This is a genomic window from Hydrogenophaga sp. PBL-H3 (assembly GCF_010104355.1).
In the GTDB taxonomy this organism is placed as follows: Bacteria; Pseudomonadota; Gammaproteobacteria; order Burkholderiales; family Burkholderiaceae_C; genus Hydrogenophaga.
This window is the reverse complement of the sequence record NZ_CP044972.1, coordinates 2,554,985-2,570,962: the sequence shown is the minus strand read 5'-3', so window position 1 is coordinate 2,570,962 and position 15,978 is coordinate 2,554,985. Positions and strand designations below refer to the sequence as shown.

The window sequence follows — 15,978 nt, the reverse complement described above, 5'->3', positions numbered from 1 at the left end:
AGTCTTGAGTATCGCGTCTGATTCTAGAGAACGGGCTTGCCCGAGCGACCGGGGCGGGCCGCGCGACGGTGATCGCTTAACATGCGCCGCATGGCCACAGCGCAAGATTTCAGCGAAAGCTATCCACCGGTTTTGCTGCACGAGTTGCCGCTGCGCGCAGCCGCCGAGATGCAGCAGCGGCTGGCTCTCACAGCGGGTCGCACCAGTGTTTCCTACGGCGAATTGGGTGAATCGATCCAGGGGCTGGCCGCTGGTCTGATCCAGTTGGGGCTTGTGCGCGGAGAGCGCGTTGCGGTGTTTCTGGAGAAACGTGTCGAAGCTGTGGTGACCAGCTTCGGCGTGTCGGCCGCCTGTGGCGTGCTGGTGCCCGTGAATCCTCTTCTCAAGCCGGCTCAGGTCGCCCACATCCTGCAAGACGCGGGCGTGCAGGTGCTGGTGACCTCCGCGTCGCGCCTGGAGGTCCTCAAACCCGCGCTGAAGGAATGCCTGGCGTTGCGGCATGTGGTGGTTTGCGACAACGCCGCTGCTTTGACGGCGGAGTTGCCGTGCAAGCTGCATGCATGGGCTGACGTGCTGGCATGCAGGCAGAACGTCCTGCCATCGGTCCTGGAGACGGATGCGGCCGCCATCTTCTACACCTCAGGCAGCACGGGCTTGCCCAAGGGAGTGGTCTTGTCGCACCGCAATCTGGTGGCGGGTGCGACGAGTGTTGCCAGCTACCTGCAGAACAACGCCGACGACACCCTGTTGGCCGCTTTGCCTTTGTCGTTCGATGCGGGCTTCAGCCAGTTGACCACAGCCTTTCTGGTGGGCGCGCGCGTGGTGTTGCTCAACCACCTTTTGCCGCGCGATGTGTTGCTGGCCATGGCCAGAGAGCAGGTCACCGGCCTGACGGCCGTGCCAGCGCTGTACATGCAACTCGCGGCGCTGGATTGGCCCGAAGAGGCGTCGCGGCATTTGCGCTATTGGGCCTGCACGGGAGGTCGCATGCCGCGAGCCACGCTGGATCGCTTGCGCCAGTTGATGCCCTCGACCAAGCCATTCCTGATGTACGGATTGACCGAAGCCTTTCGATCGACGTACTTGCCACCGTCGGAGGTGGACCGCAGGCCCGACTCGATCGGCAAGGCCATTCCCAATGTGGAGATTCGGGTGCTTCGCCCGGACGGTACCGAGTGTGATGTGGACGAGCCGGGGGAGTTGGTGCACCGTGGGCCCTTGGTGGCGCTGGGCTATTGGCGCCGGCCCGAGGAAACCGCATTGCGTTTTCGGGCTTGGCCGATCGCGCTTTCAACTCCGCGCGAGGCGTTTGCCCGAACTGAGATGACCGTTTTCTCTGGCGACACCGTTCGCCGCGATGCCGAAGGTTTCCTGTATTTCGTCGCCCGGCACGATGAGATGATCAAGACCTCGGGCTACCGTGTCAGCCCGACCGAAGTGGAAGAGGCTGTGCACGCCAGCGGGCTGGTGGTCGAAGCGCTGGCGGTGGGCATGCCCCATGCGGTGTTGGGTCAAGTCATTGTGGTGGCCGCGGTGGCCATCAGCGACGAGGACACCGGTGCACTGTTGGCCCACTGCAAGGCCACGCTGCCTGCCTACATGGTGCCGGCTGTGGTGCATTGGCATGACCAGGCCCTTCCACGAAACCCCAATGGCAAGCTCGATCGCGCCCGATGGAAGTCGGACTGGGAACGCCTCGCCGGAAAGAACAACGATGAGACCCTCTGAGACGCTTGATGGTGAGCTTTGTGTCGGCGGCATACCGCTGACCCGCCTCGCTGAGCGGGTGGGCCAGACCCCGTTTTATGCCTATGACCGCCATTTGCTGGCTGCGCGCGTGGCGTCTGTTCGAGCCGGCTTGCCGCACGGTATTGGCTTGCATTACGCGGTGAAGGCCAACCCCTGGCCCGCCCTGGTGGGCTTCATGCGACCCCTGGTCGACGGCCTGGACGTGGCCTCTTCGGGGGAGCTGGCAGTTGCCCTGGATGCCGGGGTCGACCCGATGCATGTGAGTTTTGCGGGACCAGGCAAGCGCGAGGCTGAAATCGCGCAGGCGGTGGCGGCGGGGGTGCTGGTGAATCTGGAGTCCTTCCGGGAAGTGGAGTTGCTGGCCCGCGCCTCTGAGCGCCTGGGGTTGCCCGCTCGAGTGGCCGTTCGCGTGAACCCGGACTTTGACCTGCGCGGCGCGGGCATGCGCATGGGCGGAGGCGCCAAGCCGTTTGGTGTGGATGCCGAGGTGGTGCCCCTGGTGCTCAGGGCCATTGGTGACGCCGGCTTGCGGTTTGAAGGTTTTCACCTTTACCCGGGGTCGCAAAATCTCCACGGTGCATCCATCGCGCAAGCCCTGCGCCAATCTCACGAACTGGTGGTCCGGCTGGCCGAAGGCGCGTCGTCGCCAGTGAAACAGATCAATCTGGGTGGTGGTTGGGGCATTCCTTACTTCCCAGGCGAACAAGCACTTGACCTTGCACCCGTTGCGGAGGCACTGGCCGAGATTCAGGGCAGCATGGCCAGCGAATGGCCCGCTTGCCGCCTCGTGCTGGAGCTCGGGCGCTATCTGGTGGGGGAGGCGGGGGTGTACGTGGCCCGCGTGCTGGACCGAAAGGTATCCCGCGGACAGGTCTTTCTGGTCACCGATGGTGGCATGCACCACCACCTGGCGGCCTCCGGCAACTTCGGACAGGTCATTCGTCGCAACTACCCGGTGGCCGTTGGCAATCGCATGGACCTAACCGAGCGCGAAAAGGTCTCGATCGTGGGGCCCTTGTGCACACCGCTGGATGTGCTGGCCGACCGGGTGGAACTGCCCCCGGCCTATCCGGGCGATCTGGTGGTTGTTTTCCAGTCGGGCGCGTACGGTGCCAGTGCCAGCCCGCAAGCCTTTCTGGGCCACCCGCGTTGCGCGGAAGTGCTGGTTTGATTGGACACGGCGGGGGTCGGCGGGCGACGGGAGATCTCATTCAGCCGGTGCTGTTGCTGTTGATCGGTGGGGGCATGACTTTGGCGGCCCTGTGGCTGGCGGTGAGGCATCCTGTCGCTCCCTCGCTGGTGTCTGGCGCAGCTCTCCTGACCGGCGCTTGGGTGGCGGCGCGGCCCCAGACCCTCTGGTTTTTGTTGCCTGCCGCGTTGCCGGTCATGAGCTTCATGCCCTGGACCGGCTGGTGGCTGGTCGACGAGTCCGACGTGCTGGTGCTGTCGTGCCTGGGCGGGGCCTTCGTCCGCTGGGCGCATGACATGCGTCAAGGAGAAACGCCCAGGCGCTTGATGGCCCATGGGCCCGTTTTCGCAATCTGGGCACTGTTGGCGGTGTCTCTCGTGGTTGGCGTGTGGCGCGGCCTGCACGACGCCGGCGTTGACTGGTCGGCGCTGCCACGGTGGCACGAGGCGGCATACGCCGGCTACGACAGCGCCTGGAACACTTGGCGGGTTGGCAAAAGCCTGCTCTGGGCCTTGCTGCTGGCCACGTTGTTGGCGCCACCGGGGGACAGTGATCGGCCCGTGCTGCCGCGGCTGGTGGCGCGCGGCATGTTGACCGGATTGGGGCTGGTGTGTCTGATGGTGCTTTGGGAGCGCACGGTTTACACCGGTGCGTTCAACTTCACCCAAGCCTACCGCACCAGCGCCTGGTTCTGGGAAATGCACGTGGGTGGCGGAGCCATCGATGCCTACCTCGTCATGGCGGTGCCGTTCGCGGTGTGGGGCATGTGGGCATCGTCGACAGCACCGCGATGGATTGGGTGCAATCTGCTCATGGTTGTGGCCGTATATGCCGTGCTGACCACGTACTCGCGTGGGGTGTACCTGGCGGTGACCCTGACCTTGTTGCTCATGGGGCTCACGGCCTGGCAATTGCGGCTGCCCCCCGCTGCCGGCGCGATCTGGGGGCGCAGAACCCTGCTTGCCGTGCTGGCCACGCTGGTGCTGGAGAGCTCACTCGTGCTGGTGGGCGGGTCGTTCATGGCCGATCGCCTTTCCCGCTCGGAAACCGACATGGTCAACCGAATGGATCACTGGCGATCAGGGGTGGGGCTCCTGGACTCCCCGCAGGACTGGTTGCTGGGGTTGGGGTTGGGCCGCTTCCCGGCCCACTACAGCACCGAAGTGCCCGGTGGGCAGTTTCCTGGCCAGGCGATCTGGCGGGGAGACTCAACCGGCTCGGGTCATGTCCTGCTTTCCGGGCGCCACGACATCGACCAGCGTGCCGATTTGTTTGCGTTGACTCAACGCATCGAGCTTGGCGAGGGGGACACTGCTACCGTGCGCTTGCGCGCCTCAGGTGACAGCGGATCGAGGTTGTTGGTGAGCCTGTGCGAGCGGCATTTGCTCTACAACGTCGAGTGCCGCAGGCAATGGGCCTCACTGAATCCGGCTTTGGGTGCGGGAGATGGTCAGGTGGAAATGCATTTCGGCAAGGACATTTCTGGAGAGACGCGTGGCGTCGCCCGTTGGCGTGAAGCGGTTCTGGCACTGTCGCCCGCTCAGGCGGATGCGCCCATTCGCATCGATCGGGTGGAAATGTTCGACGCCGCCGGACACCAGCGTCTGCTCAATCCCGACTTTGCCGCCGGTTTGCAGCATTGGCTTCCCATCGCGCAAGGGAGGTTCCAGCCCTGGCACTTGGACAATCTTTACCTTGATGTGCTCATCGAGCGCGGATGGTTCGGCCTCTGGGTTTTTGCCGTCTGGGTGATGTGGGCACTGCGCCACCTGTGGCGCCGTGTTCGGGCGGGTGATTCGGTGGCTTGGGCATACATGGGCGCGCTGGCAGGGATCTTGAGCTTGGGCGGCGTGATCAGTGTCACGGAAGTGCCGCGTGTGAGCTTGATACTGCTGATTTTGTTGTGGTCAGTGTGCGCATTTCGTGGACAAATAGAGGGTGTTTCATCATGTAACAGGTTGTAGTCCTTAGCATTACGCTGTAATGTGTTTGACGACGTTGCCAGTCCCGCAACCTAGTCATCCGAAAATACGCAGGGACCCTCGCTTTGATAAAGATCTTCAATCACTACTTCCATCGCCGTACGGTGCTCCAAGTCATGCTCGATATGGGCTTGGTGGTCGGAGCGCTCATGCTGGCTCTGTTCGTGCAGTCCAACTCGGCATTGCTGGGTGCCTCGGTGGTCACCGAAGGTTTGACCCGCGGCGTGTTGATGGCCTTGGGAATGTTGGCCATCAATTCAGCGCTGGGCTTTTACGAACGAACCCGCAGCAAGACAACCGGTCAGATGCGAGCGCGTGCCGTGTTGTCTTTTGTATTGTCTGGCGCCATTGCGGTGGCCGTGCTGTGGTTCCTGCCTCTGGAGCCTTCCTACGACGCCAAATGGGTGGCGCTCATCGTTCTGGGTACAACCGGGTTCATGCTCACCCACCGTGTTCTGGTGGGTGAAATGCTGCCCAAATCCCTCACGCGCCGCAAGGTGCTCGTCTATGGCACTGGGGAACGTGCCCAGATGGTGGGGAAGTCGCTGACCCACTCCAGTGCCAACGTTGAGCTCGTCGGCTACTACGCGAGCCCCAATGAAACAGACCACAAGGTCACCTCTTGGGCGACTCTGGCGCCGGGCGAACGCCTCAATGACCTCGTCACGCGGGCTGGCGTGGACGAAATCGTGGTGGCTTTGAGCGAACGCCGCGGTGGCAGCATGCCCATGCGGGAACTTCTGGACTGCAAGTTGCAGGGAGTTCGCGTCTCCGACATCGCCACGTACTTTGAGCAAAACCTGGGCCAGATCCGCCTGGAGTCGGCGTCTGCAGGCTGGCTCATTTTTGGTGAAGGATTCAACCAGGGCTTCGTCCGCACCACCGTCAAGCGCCTTTTCGACATCGCCGGGGCGATGGTCCTCATCCTCGTTTCGCTGCCGATCATGGTGATCACGGCCCTGGCTGTGAAGCTGGAGAGCGCCGGCCCGATCCTGTACCGCCAGGAGCGCGTCGGCTTGAACAGCAAGCCGTTTGACGTTGTGAAATTCCGCAGCATGCGCATCGACGCAGAAAAGGACGGCGTTCCCCGTTGGGCCACTGCTTCCGACAGTCGCGTCACGCGTGTGGGACGAATCATCCGCAAGTTGCGCATTGACGAACTGCCGCAGCTCTTCGGCGTGCTCATGGGTGACATGAGTCTGGTGGGGCCTCGCCCGGAGCGCCCTTATTTTGTCGATCAGCTCACGCAGGACATACCGTTTTACGCCGTACGGCACAGCGTCAAGCCCGGGGTCACCGGTTGGGCGCAGGTGAGCTACCAATACGGTGCCTCACGAGAAGACACGGTGGAAAAACTCCAGTACGACCTCTATTACGTCAAGAACCACTCCCTGTTTCTTGACCTTGTCGTGCTCTTCGAGACCATCGGTGTGGTGCTGACGGGCAAAGGTGCCCAGTAATCCGACCCGTTTCATGTTTGCGGGGCCTGCGGCATGAACGGCATGGGTAACGTGTTGTTGGCCTGGGGCTTCGGCGCAGCCATGCTGGCGTACGCAACGATGACTGCCCTCGTGGGGCGCCAGGGCTACTTCAAAGCGCCTGTCAACAGGCCGGGTATGGCGATCCTGATGGCTGCAGCGCTCACGGCTTTGTGGGGTGGCTTGAGCTTCGCCGCCTTGTCCGCGCCGGTGTGGTGGGTGTGGGCTGCTGTGGCCGACATCTGCAGGTATGCCGCGTGGTTCGCATTTGTGGTTTGTCTGTTTCGCGCCAACGCCGAGCAAGGGCGCGCGCTCGACAAGGTCCAGTGGATGGTGCCTGTTGCCGTGGCCCTACCGGTTCTGAGCCTGTTGAGCCTTTTGTTCTCGACGTTCTGGTTTCAGCCCAAGGGTGATGCGCCAGTCGGGCTCTACCTCACGTTGATGCTGCTTTCCGTGATGGGCTTGGTGCTGGTGGAGCAGCTATTTCGTAACTTGCCAGAAGACGCGCTGTGGAGTGCAAAGCCCATCTGCCTGGGGCTGGCTGGCACGTTTCTTTTCGACCTGTACCTGTTCTCTCAAGCTGTGCTCTTCAGCGGCATCGATGAGGACGCCTGGAACATTCGAGGCATGGTGCACGCGGCCTTGATGCCGTTGTTCTTGCTCGCGATCTCCCGCCATCGCAACTGGATTTCCAACATCCGGGTTTCTCGCAAAGTGGTATTTCATTCAGCGACGCTCCTGTTGGCTGGTGGCTACCTCATGTTCATCGCGGGAGTCGGCTATTACGTGCGCTATTTCGGTAGCGATTGGGGGCGGTCGCTGCAACTGGCGATGGTGTTCCTGGCGCTGGTATTGCTCGCTGCATTGGGCCTGTCGCGCAGCTTCCGGGCACGCATGCGGGTGCTGCTGGGCAAGCATTTTTTCAGGTACCGCTACGACTACCGTGAGGAGTGGTTGAAGTTCACCCAGACCCTGTCGATCCAGACCGCGCCAGGTGAGACGGGACTCAACGTGATACGGGGCCTGGCGGACATGATGGAGAGCCCGTCCGGCGCGCTGTGGCTGCGGCGCCCCGATGAGCAGATGTACCGACAAGTCGCTCGTTGGAACTCGCCACATGTTTCGCAGACCGAGCCTGTTGATTCGGCGCTGCTGGATTTCATGCGCCGCTCGGGCTGGGTGGTCAATTTGGAGGAATACCGACTTCATCCAGATCGCTACGAGCATTCGACCTTGCCGCAATGGCTTGCCGCACAGCCGCAAGCTTGGCTGCTGGTGCCTCTGTGGCTGGGCAACGAACTCTTGGGCTTCGTGGTGTTGGGCAGCCCGCGCACTCGAGTCGACGTGAATTGGGAGGTGACGGACCTGCTCAAGACGGCGGGTCGCCAGGCTGCCAGCTTTCTGGCCCAGATGCAGTCCACCGAAGCGCTGCTGGAGGCCCGCAAGTTCGAGGCGTTCAGCCGCATGTCTGCGTTTGTGGTGCACGACCTGAAGAACATCGTGACGCAACTCTCGCTCATGGTGAAAAACGCCAAACGCCTGAGTCACAACCCCGAGTTCCAGGCCGACATGTTGATGACGGTGGAGAACTCGCTTGAGCGCATGCGTCAGCTCATGCTGCAGTTGCGTGAGGGAGCAGCTGCAGGGGGCGCTGCCGTGGGTGTCGATCTGGGACGCATTGCCGAGGAGTTGGCCTCCAGCGTCGCGAGGCGTGGCCGTCAGTTGGAGCTTGACGTCCAGCCTCGCGTGGCCACTCGCGGCCATGAAGATCGGTTGGAGCGGGTCATGGGGCATCTCGTCAACAATGCGCTGGATGCCACGGAAGGCCAACAGCGGGTCTGGCTGAAGATCGAGCGCTATGGGAGCCATGCTCGGGTGGAAGTCGGGGACAATGGCTCGGGGATGTCTGAGCATTTTGTGCAGGAACGGCTGTTCAAGCCCTTCCAGACGACCAAGGAAGCCGGCATGGGCATCGGTGCCTATGAGAGTTTTCAATACGTGCAGGAGTTGGGCGGCAAGATGTCGGTGGACAGCAAGGAAGGTGCGGGAACCGTGGTCACTCTGCTCTTGCCACTCATCGAGTCGTTCAACGAATCCGACTGGCATCAAATGGGAGAGGCATGAGCGCTGACAAAGGGCCGCAACTGCTGATCGTCGAAGACGATCTTGCATTGCAAAAACAGATCAAATGGTCGCTGGACCAATTCGCCTCGGTGACAGCTGACGATTGCGACAGCGCGCTGGTTCAATTGCGTCGCTACGCGCCTGCCGTGGTCACCATGGATCTTGGGCTGCCGCCAGATGCCGACGGTACTTCTGAAGGTTTCAAGCTGCTCGAGCAGATGCTGGTGGCCGCACCGGATACCAAAGTGATCGTGCTCACTGGGCAGAATGGTCAGGCCAATGCCCTGAAGGCCGTGGCCATGGGCGCTTACGACTTCCTGGCCAAACCGTTCGAGCCGGAGATGCTCAACCTCACGGTGGAGCGGGCTTTCCGTTTGCACGAGTTGCAGACCGAAAACGCCCGCCTGCAGGCCATGCGCCAGCCCGACACGCTGGCTGGGCTCATCACGCGCGACCCGGAAGTTCTGCGCGTCTGCCGCACCATCGAGAAGGTAGCCAACAGCGGCGCCACCGTGATGCTGCTGGGCGAGAGCGGCACGGGCAAGGAGGTGCTGGCCCGAGGTCTGCACCAGTCGTCCAATCGCAAGGCCGGGCGTTTCGTGGCCATCAATTGCGCGGCGATTCCCGAGAATCTGCTTGAGAGCGAACTCTTCGGCTATGAGAAGGGCGCTTTCACCGGAGCGGCCAAGACCACCTTGGGCAAGATTGAAACGGCCAACGGCGGCACCCTGATGCTCGACGAGATCGGTGATCTGCCCATGCCTCTGCAAGCAAAGCTCCTTCGCTTCTTGCAGGAGCGTGTGATCGAGCGCGTGGGCGGCCGTCAGGAAATTCCGGTCGATGTGCGCATCGTGTGCGCCACGCACCAAGACCTCAAGCAACTGACGACGGAAGCGCGCTTCCGGGAGGATCTTTACTACCGGCTGGCTGAAATCGTGGTCAACATTCCGCCACTGCGCAAGCGCGTCGGTGACGCCGCGCTGCTGGCCCATGCGTTCACCAAGCGCTTTTCGCAGGAACAAAACCGCCGCAACCTCTCTCTATCGGACGACGCACTCAGGGCCATCGAGGCGCACACTTGGCCCGGCAACATCCGCGAACTTGAAAACTGCATCAAGCGTGCCACGATCATGGCCGATGGCTCGCAGGTCACCGCTGACGATCTGGGTTTGCCGGTGCCGCTTGACGGGGTCGCGGAGCAGTCGATGGACTTGCGTGCCGTGCGTGATGAGGCCGAAAGAAAAGCGGTCATCGCGGCGGTTGCAAGGGCCAATGGCAATTTGCTCAGGGCGGCCGAATTGCTGGGCGTGAGCCGCCCGACCTTGTATGACCTGATGCACCGACTGGGGCTCAAGTGAGACCCGCAACCATCTCCTGGAGGAACCCATGAAAACTACAAAATTCCTTGGCGGCTTTGCACCAGTCGCCCTCGCTGTCGTGTTGTTGCTTGCGGGCTGCGCCGAGAGCGATCCTCAGAAAATGGTGGAGTCGGCCCGGCAATACCTCGGCAAGAACGACACAGCCGCGGCGATCATCCAGCTGAAGAATGCCCTGCAGAAGAACCCCGATCTTGCCGAGGCCAGATTCTTGCTGGGACAAGCGCTGTTCCTCAACGGTGACCCGGTCGGCGCGAAGGCGGAGCTTCAAAAAGCCCGCAACCTCGGATATCCCCTCGATAAGTTGGCTCCGTTGATGGTTCGAAGCATGCTCGCGTTGGGCGAGTTCAAGCAGGTGACGGAGGAGTTCGACAAGGTAGAGGTCACCGCACCGGAGGATGCCGCTGAACTGAAAACACTGATGGCGGTGGCATGGCGACAGCAAGGCAAGCAAGAGAATTTTGAGGTGAGCTTGCAGCAGGCATTGGCTGCAAAACCCGATCACCCTCCCGCTTTGATCGAGCAAGCCCGATTCAAATCGGCTCGGCGTGACTACGACGGTGCGCTCGCCATTCTCGACAAGGTTTTGGCTGCGGCTCCCAAGAACGAGGATGCGCTCCAGCTGAAAGGCGACATCGTCTTTTATGGCACTGGTGACGCGCAGAAGGGCATGGCGTTGTATCGCGAGGCCGCGCAAGCGAACCCCAAGTTCCCGGACGCTCAAGCTTCGATTATTCGCATCCTGCTTAGCCAGGGGCAGCTGGCCGAGGCTTCCGTCGAAATGGAGAAGCTGACCAAGCTCGCCAAAGGCGCCCCAACGACTGTTTACCTTCAGGCGCTCCTTGCGTTCGAGAAGAAGGATTACCCAGCAGCACGAGAGTATTCACAGCAGATGTTGAGGTATGCGCCCAACAGCCCCAAGGCGCTGGAGATGGCAGGTTCTACTGAGCTTCAACTCAACTCTTTGGGCCAAGCCGAGGCGCACTTGACCAAGGCGCTCAGCGCAATGCCAACCTTGAAGGTTGCGCGTCGTGCGCTCGTGCTCACCTTGCTGAAAACTGGCCAAACAGACAAGGCGCTTGCTGCCTTGCCTGCCGACATCGCTACGAACAATACTGATCCGGCGCTGCTCACCGCGGCGGGACAGGTGCACCTGGTGCGAGGAGACCTGGATCAGGCTCAGGCATTGTTTGCACGCGCATCGCAATTGGATCCTCAAGACCCCGCCAAGCGAACTTCGCTGGCGGTGAGCCAGTTGATGTCGGGCAAGACAGAGCTTGCGATGAACTCCCTGCAAGGGATCGCGGCTGATGATTCAGGGGTGGTTGCTGACCTGGCCTTGATCAATGCTCACCTGCGCAAACGCGACGTTGACAAGGCGCTCGTTGCCATTGATGCCCTGGAAAAAAAGCGCGCGAACGACCCCATGCCATCGCTCCTTCGCGGGCGTGCAAACTTGCTGCGCAATGACAGGGAAACGGCACGCAAATCCTTTGAGCGAGCATTGGAGATCGCCCCTGGATACATGGCTGCAATTGCCGCGCTCGTAACGTTGGATGTGGCAGAGGGCAAGCCTCAAGAAGCCCAGAGACGTCTGGAAGCCGAGGTGAAGCGCGACCCCAAGAATTCACAGGCTCTCATCGCGTTGGCCGAGATCAAGGCGAAGAGCGGGGCAGCGAAAGAGGAAGTGCTGGACATTCTGCGCAAGGCGATTGATGCTGCGCCGAATGAGAAGATTCCCCGCGTTATGTTGGTGGAGTACCTTCTGCAACAAAAGGACCCAAGGGGTGCTTTGTCGAGTGCCCAAGGCGCGGTCTTGGCTGTTCCCGATGCACCGGAGTTGATCGATGCGCTGGGTCGGGCACAGGCTGCGAATGGTGAATACAACCAAGCCATGAGCAGCTTCAACAAGCTTGCAGGATTGCTGCCCCAGTCGGCCCAGCCTCATCTGCGAATTGCATCGGTACATGCCGCTTTGAAGAACTCTGCGGCGGCTCAGCAAAGTCTTCATCGAGCGCTGGAGCTCCAGCCCAACTTTCTGAACGCGCAGCGGGCCTTGGTTGAGCTCGCCATGCAGGACAAGAAGCCAGCCGATGCACTTCTCATCAGCAAGACAGTGCAGAAGCAGCGTCCCAAAGAGGGTGTCGGGTTCTTGATGGAGGGAGACATCCACTTCAGCAGCAGAAACTGGACCAATGCGGTTGAGGCCTATCGCTCAGGTCTCAAGGCTGCCCCAAGTACCGAATTGGCCATCAAGCTGCAAACAGCACTTGGATTTGCCGGCAAGTTGGCTGAGGCTGATCGATCCGGAGCGGAATGGGTCAAGTCCCATCCCAACGATGTGGGGTTCCTCCTCTTTCTGGGAGATCGTGCACTCAGCATCAAGAACCTCCAGGAAGCCCAACGGCAGTATGAGCGGGTGATTGAACTGCAACCAAAGAACGCGTTGGCACTGAACAATTTGGCCTGGGTGGCCGGTCGGCTGGGTCGCGCAGATGCCCTGTCATTGGCTGAGCGTGCCGTCGCAGCAGCGCCCAATCAACCCGCCTTCATGGACACCCTGGCGGGGTTGTTGTCTGAAAAGGGTGAGCACGCCAAGGCTTTGGAAATTCAAAAGAAGGTGGTCTTGGCGCAGCCCAACTCGCCCACTTTCAAGCTCAATCTCGCCAAGATCTACCTGGCCTCTGGTGACAAGTCTTCCGCACGGCCGCTGCTGGACGAGCTTGAAGCTCTGGGCGACAAGTTTCGCGGGCAGAGCGAGGTGACAAAAATGAAAAGCGCTCTCTAAAGTGTCGAAAATATTTACACATGCAAACCCCAAAGCAGCACACGCATGGAATGCGGTGTCCTCTGCAGGCCTAGACCGTTGAAAAAACACGCCTTTTGTATCTAATTGCTAATTGGTCCAATAATTGCTTCGTTGATGCAAGCGCGACCGAAATTCAAGTTGCAAGAAAGTCTCTCATGTCAGAAAACACCCCGCCACGCTCAACCGAACAGCCCAAGCAACTCTCCGCTGAGGCAAATGCTCGGCGCCTGATGATGTTGAAAGGGCTTGGCCGTGGTTCGGCTGTCGTCTCTGCGGCGGCACTTCCACTTTCGGCGCTCTCTCAAGGCAGCACCTTGTTGCTGACGCCCACCGGCAAGGGTGGAGAAGAAGCTGGGTTGCGGTGTTCGGTGTCCGGCATGCAGTCCAAGGTTGCCAATTCGCGAATTCCGAGCGATGCCCGCACTTGCGGCGGCTACAGTCCCGGCTGGTGGGGGCAAGAAGCGGAGAACAACGGGAAGATCGTTCCCCGGCGCACATGGCCGATTGACTACAAGACCAAGTGCACCTCACTGTTCACCCGGTATGCGACCGACGATCCCGGCATGTCCGGTTTGTTCACCAACGGTGTAACCCTCTTCGATGTGATGCGCAAATCCGAGTTTGCGTCCACCAAAACGCGACACTGGATCGGGGCCTACCTCAATGGTTTGTCGGGTGGCGTACCCGGTTTCCCATTTCCGTACAGCGGCGCCGAGGTGATGAAGTTCTACAACACCATGGATCAGAAGCGCGATCAGTTCTACGCGTTGGTTGTGACCTACCTTGAGATTCACAACTGAGCTTGCTCTGAAGGGGCGGTGGCTTGATGGCGGATGGCAGGCTGTTCATTCAGAACCCGTTGGTGAGGCTGCACTGGCGCGCATTCGACGATGAGTTCGTGGCGTTTGACCAACTTTCGGGCATCACCTACCGATTTGACGTGTTGAGGGCATTTCTGCTGGATGTGTTGGCCCAGGGCGCTCGCAGCGAGACATCACTCGCGCTTGATGTCAGTGAGCATCTTGGTCTTTCCGACCCATCCACCGTGCCGTTGCTTGTGCAAAAAATTTTGCGAGAGTTTGATGGAGCCGGTTTGGTAGAGGTCGCAGAAGCGTGATCGTTGCCGACCTCACTCCCGATGCCTTGCGCGACCGACTGTCGAATGGTGGGCTGCTTCTGAAGATTGGCCCCTTTTCATTTGAGCTGATCTCGCCGTTGCCCCAAGTTGCCGAGGCCCTGATGTGCCTTTACGCCGACTACCCCGTTCTTGACGACAGTCAGTTTGTTGACTACAGCATCACGATCGCCAGGGGGGCGGGCTGGCGGCGTTGGTTCAGGCGGCAGGCCATCTTCAAGTTCGATGGTTTCGAGCCCTTCGTGCCATTGCCTGAGAACCACGCGTTTCCCCTGCTGGAATGGGCCATGAACTGGTGTGTTTCGATGCACACATACCACTACCTTTTGCTGCATTCCGCTGTGATCGAGCGAGAGGGCTGCGCCGTGATCATGCCGGCGCCTCCCGGCTCGGGCAAGAGTACCTTGTGCGCAGGTCTGGTCAACCGGGGCTGGCGGCTGTTGTCAGATGAACTGGCGCTGGTTTCACTGAACGATGTCTCCATCACCCCGTTCGGGCGTCCCATCAGTCTGAAGAATCAGTCGATAGACATCATGCGGCGATACGTTCCGCAGGCGGTGTTCAGCCAGGTCGTGCACGACACGTCCAAGGGCACGGTGAGCCACATGAAAGTTCGACCCGAGCACTTGGCGCGCATCGCCGAGACCGCGCAAGCGCGGTGGGTGATCTTTCCCAAGTACGTGGCGGGAGCGGCGCCCCGTCTGACTGAACGTTCCAGGGCCGACAGCCTGCTGGAGCTTGGAAGGAATTCGTTCAATTACCTGATTCTTGGAAAGCAGGGATTTGACGTGTTGGCCAACCTGGTGGAGGCGTGCGACTGTTACGACTTCGAATACGGGCAGCTTGATGACGCGGTGGCCATGTTTGAAAAACTGGTTACAAGGCGGTTTTGTGAAGCCTGACCTGCTCTCTTCCGTCTGGTCCACGTCCAACACGCGGCCAGCGCTTGCCTTGCGGCAATGGGGCGCGCTGCTTGGCCAGGCCAGGCAGGCCACGTTGCTACCCAGGCTGGCCCACCTGTATGCCGACCGCGGCTGGCTTGAACAGGTCCCCGATGGCCCACGGCAGCACCTTGAGGGAGCCATCAGACTGGCTGATCGCCAGCAGCATGAGGTGCGTTGGGAAGTGGATTGCATTGCTCGCGCCTTGCGGGGCCTGAACACCCCGGTGGTGTTGCTCAAAGGTGCCGCATATGTGATGGGTGAACAGGCGCCGGCGCGCGGGCGCCTGTTTTCAGACATCGACATCATGGTTGATCAGGCCCACATCCTGAGTGCCGAAGCTCGCCTGCTGGGTGGAGGCTGGATCTGCGAAGAGCGCGATGAGTACAACCAGCGCTATTACCGCGAATGGATGCACGAGATCCCGCCGCTGCGTCACGTGCAGCGGGACACGTTCATCGACTTGCACCACACCATCGCGCCGCCCACGTCCCGCTTTCGTGTAGATGGGCGCAAGTTGCTGGAGCGGGTGGTTCCGGTGAGGGGCTACCCAGGTCTGTTCGTGCTGGCCCCGGTCGACATGGTGTTGCACAGTGCCGTGCATCTGTTCCAGGAGGGTGAGTTCGGGCACGGGCTGCGTGATCTGTTGGATCTCAACGATCTGCTGCTTCATTTCGGAGCCAGACCAGGATTCTGGGACGAGCTGGTGGAGCGGGCGGTGGAGCTGGGTCTTCAGGTTCCTCTGTTCCACGCTTTGCTGCATATCCACCGCCTGTTCGGTATGTCAGCGCCTCAGCACCTGCGGGCTCGTGTGGACCGGCTGGGCCCTGGTCCGATGGCGCGTTGGCTGATGTCATGGGGCCTGGGCCTGGCGCTTCGACCCATGCATCCTTCCTGCGACACGCCGTTGACGGGCCTTGCGCGTTGGCTGCTGTACGTTCGTTCTCACATGCTTCGCATGCCCTTGCACCTGGTGATTCCGCATTTGTTGCGAAAAGCCTGGATGCGCCGCTTTCCCAATGTACCCAAAGATGAAGCGGTGCTTCACCCGAAAGCTTGAATGCGCAACCTGCACCCGATGAAACGCCTTCTGGCGATTTGCCTTTTGTGGTCTGGCTTCTGGCTGGTCTGCACAGGCGCTGTGTGGGCGGGGTTGCCAGACACCATCGACAAGCTGAAGCCCTCTGTGCTGTTG

General features: G+C 60.9%; 11 protein-coding genes. All 11 read left to right on the top strand.

What is annotated here, in order from left to right:
- Window positions 1-81: 81 nt before the first annotated feature.
- The 11 genes from F9Z44_RS11785 to F9Z44_RS11735 all read left to right on the top strand — a co-directional run bounded on the left by F9Z44_RS11785 (window position 82) and on the right by F9Z44_RS11735 (window position 15,843).
- Window positions 82-1,728: an acyl-CoA ligase (AMP-forming), exosortase A system-associated gene (locus F9Z44_RS11785; protein WP_159606354.1), complete on the top strand. Its 1,647-nt coding sequence runs from the start codon at window positions 82-84 to the stop codon at window positions 1,726-1,728.
- On the top strand, window positions 1,715-2,920 hold the full coding sequence (locus F9Z44_RS11780) for a pyridoxal-dependent decarboxylase, exosortase A system-associated (protein WP_159606352.1): 1,206 nt from the start codon (window positions 1,715-1,717) through the stop codon (window positions 2,918-2,920). The genes F9Z44_RS11785 and F9Z44_RS11780 overlap by 14 nt, the downstream gene beginning before the upstream one ends.
- Window positions 2,921-2,967: 47 nt before the next feature.
- Window positions 2,968-4,902: a hypothetical protein gene (locus F9Z44_RS11775; RefSeq protein WP_159606350.1), complete on the top strand. Its 1,935-nt coding sequence runs from the start codon at window positions 2,968-2,970 to the stop codon at window positions 4,900-4,902.
- Between the two features lie 83 nt (window positions 4,903-4,985).
- Window positions 4,986-6,380 (top strand): TIGR03013 family XrtA/PEP-CTERM system glycosyltransferase, encoded by a 1,395-nt coding sequence (locus tag F9Z44_RS11770; protein ID WP_159606348.1) that lies wholly within the window; start codon window positions 4,986-4,988, stop codon window positions 6,378-6,380.
- 33 nt (window positions 6,381-6,413) lie between these two features.
- The gene (gene prsK, locus F9Z44_RS11765) at window positions 6,414-8,522 is read left to right on the top strand and encodes an XrtA/PEP-CTERM system histidine kinase PrsK (RefSeq protein ID WP_159606346.1); all 2,109 of its coding nucleotides are present in this window, start codon (window positions 6,414-6,416) and stop codon (window positions 8,520-8,522) included.
- Complete coding sequence (prsR, locus tag F9Z44_RS11760; RefSeq protein ID WP_159606344.1) at window positions 8,519-9,880, top strand: PEP-CTERM-box response regulator transcription factor; 1,362 nt, start codon at window positions 8,519-8,521, stop codon at window positions 9,878-9,880. Before prsK ends, prsR begins: the two co-directional genes overlap by 4 nt.
- A 28-nt stretch (window positions 9,881-9,908) precedes the next feature.
- Window positions 9,909-12,686 (top strand): XrtA/PEP-CTERM system TPR-repeat protein PrsT, encoded by a 2,778-nt coding sequence (gene prsT / locus F9Z44_RS11755; protein WP_159606342.1) that lies wholly within the window; start codon window positions 9,909-9,911, stop codon window positions 12,684-12,686.
- Between the two features lie 176 nt (window positions 12,687-12,862).
- Window positions 12,863-13,507 (top strand): hypothetical protein, encoded by a 645-nt coding sequence (locus F9Z44_RS11750; protein WP_159606340.1) that lies wholly within the window; start codon window positions 12,863-12,865, stop codon window positions 13,505-13,507.
- A gap of 26 nt (window positions 13,508-13,533) precedes the next feature.
- The gene (locus F9Z44_RS11745; protein WP_236574349.1) at window positions 13,534-13,824 is read left to right on the top strand and encodes an HPr-rel-A system PqqD family peptide chaperone; all 291 of its coding nucleotides are present in this window, start codon (window positions 13,534-13,536) and stop codon (window positions 13,822-13,824) included.
- Complete coding sequence (locus F9Z44_RS11740) at window positions 13,821-14,744, top strand: HprK-related kinase A (RefSeq protein WP_159606336.1); 924 nt, start codon at window positions 13,821-13,823, stop codon at window positions 14,742-14,744. Before F9Z44_RS11745 ends, F9Z44_RS11740 begins: the two co-directional genes overlap by 4 nt.
- Window positions 14,734-15,843, top strand: coding sequence for a nucleotidyltransferase domain-containing protein (locus tag F9Z44_RS11735; RefSeq protein WP_201449951.1), 1,110 nt, complete (start codon window positions 14,734-14,736; stop codon window positions 15,841-15,843). The genes F9Z44_RS11740 and F9Z44_RS11735 overlap by 11 nt, the downstream gene beginning before the upstream one ends.
- The last annotated feature ends 135 nt before the right edge of the window (window positions 15,844-15,978 follow it).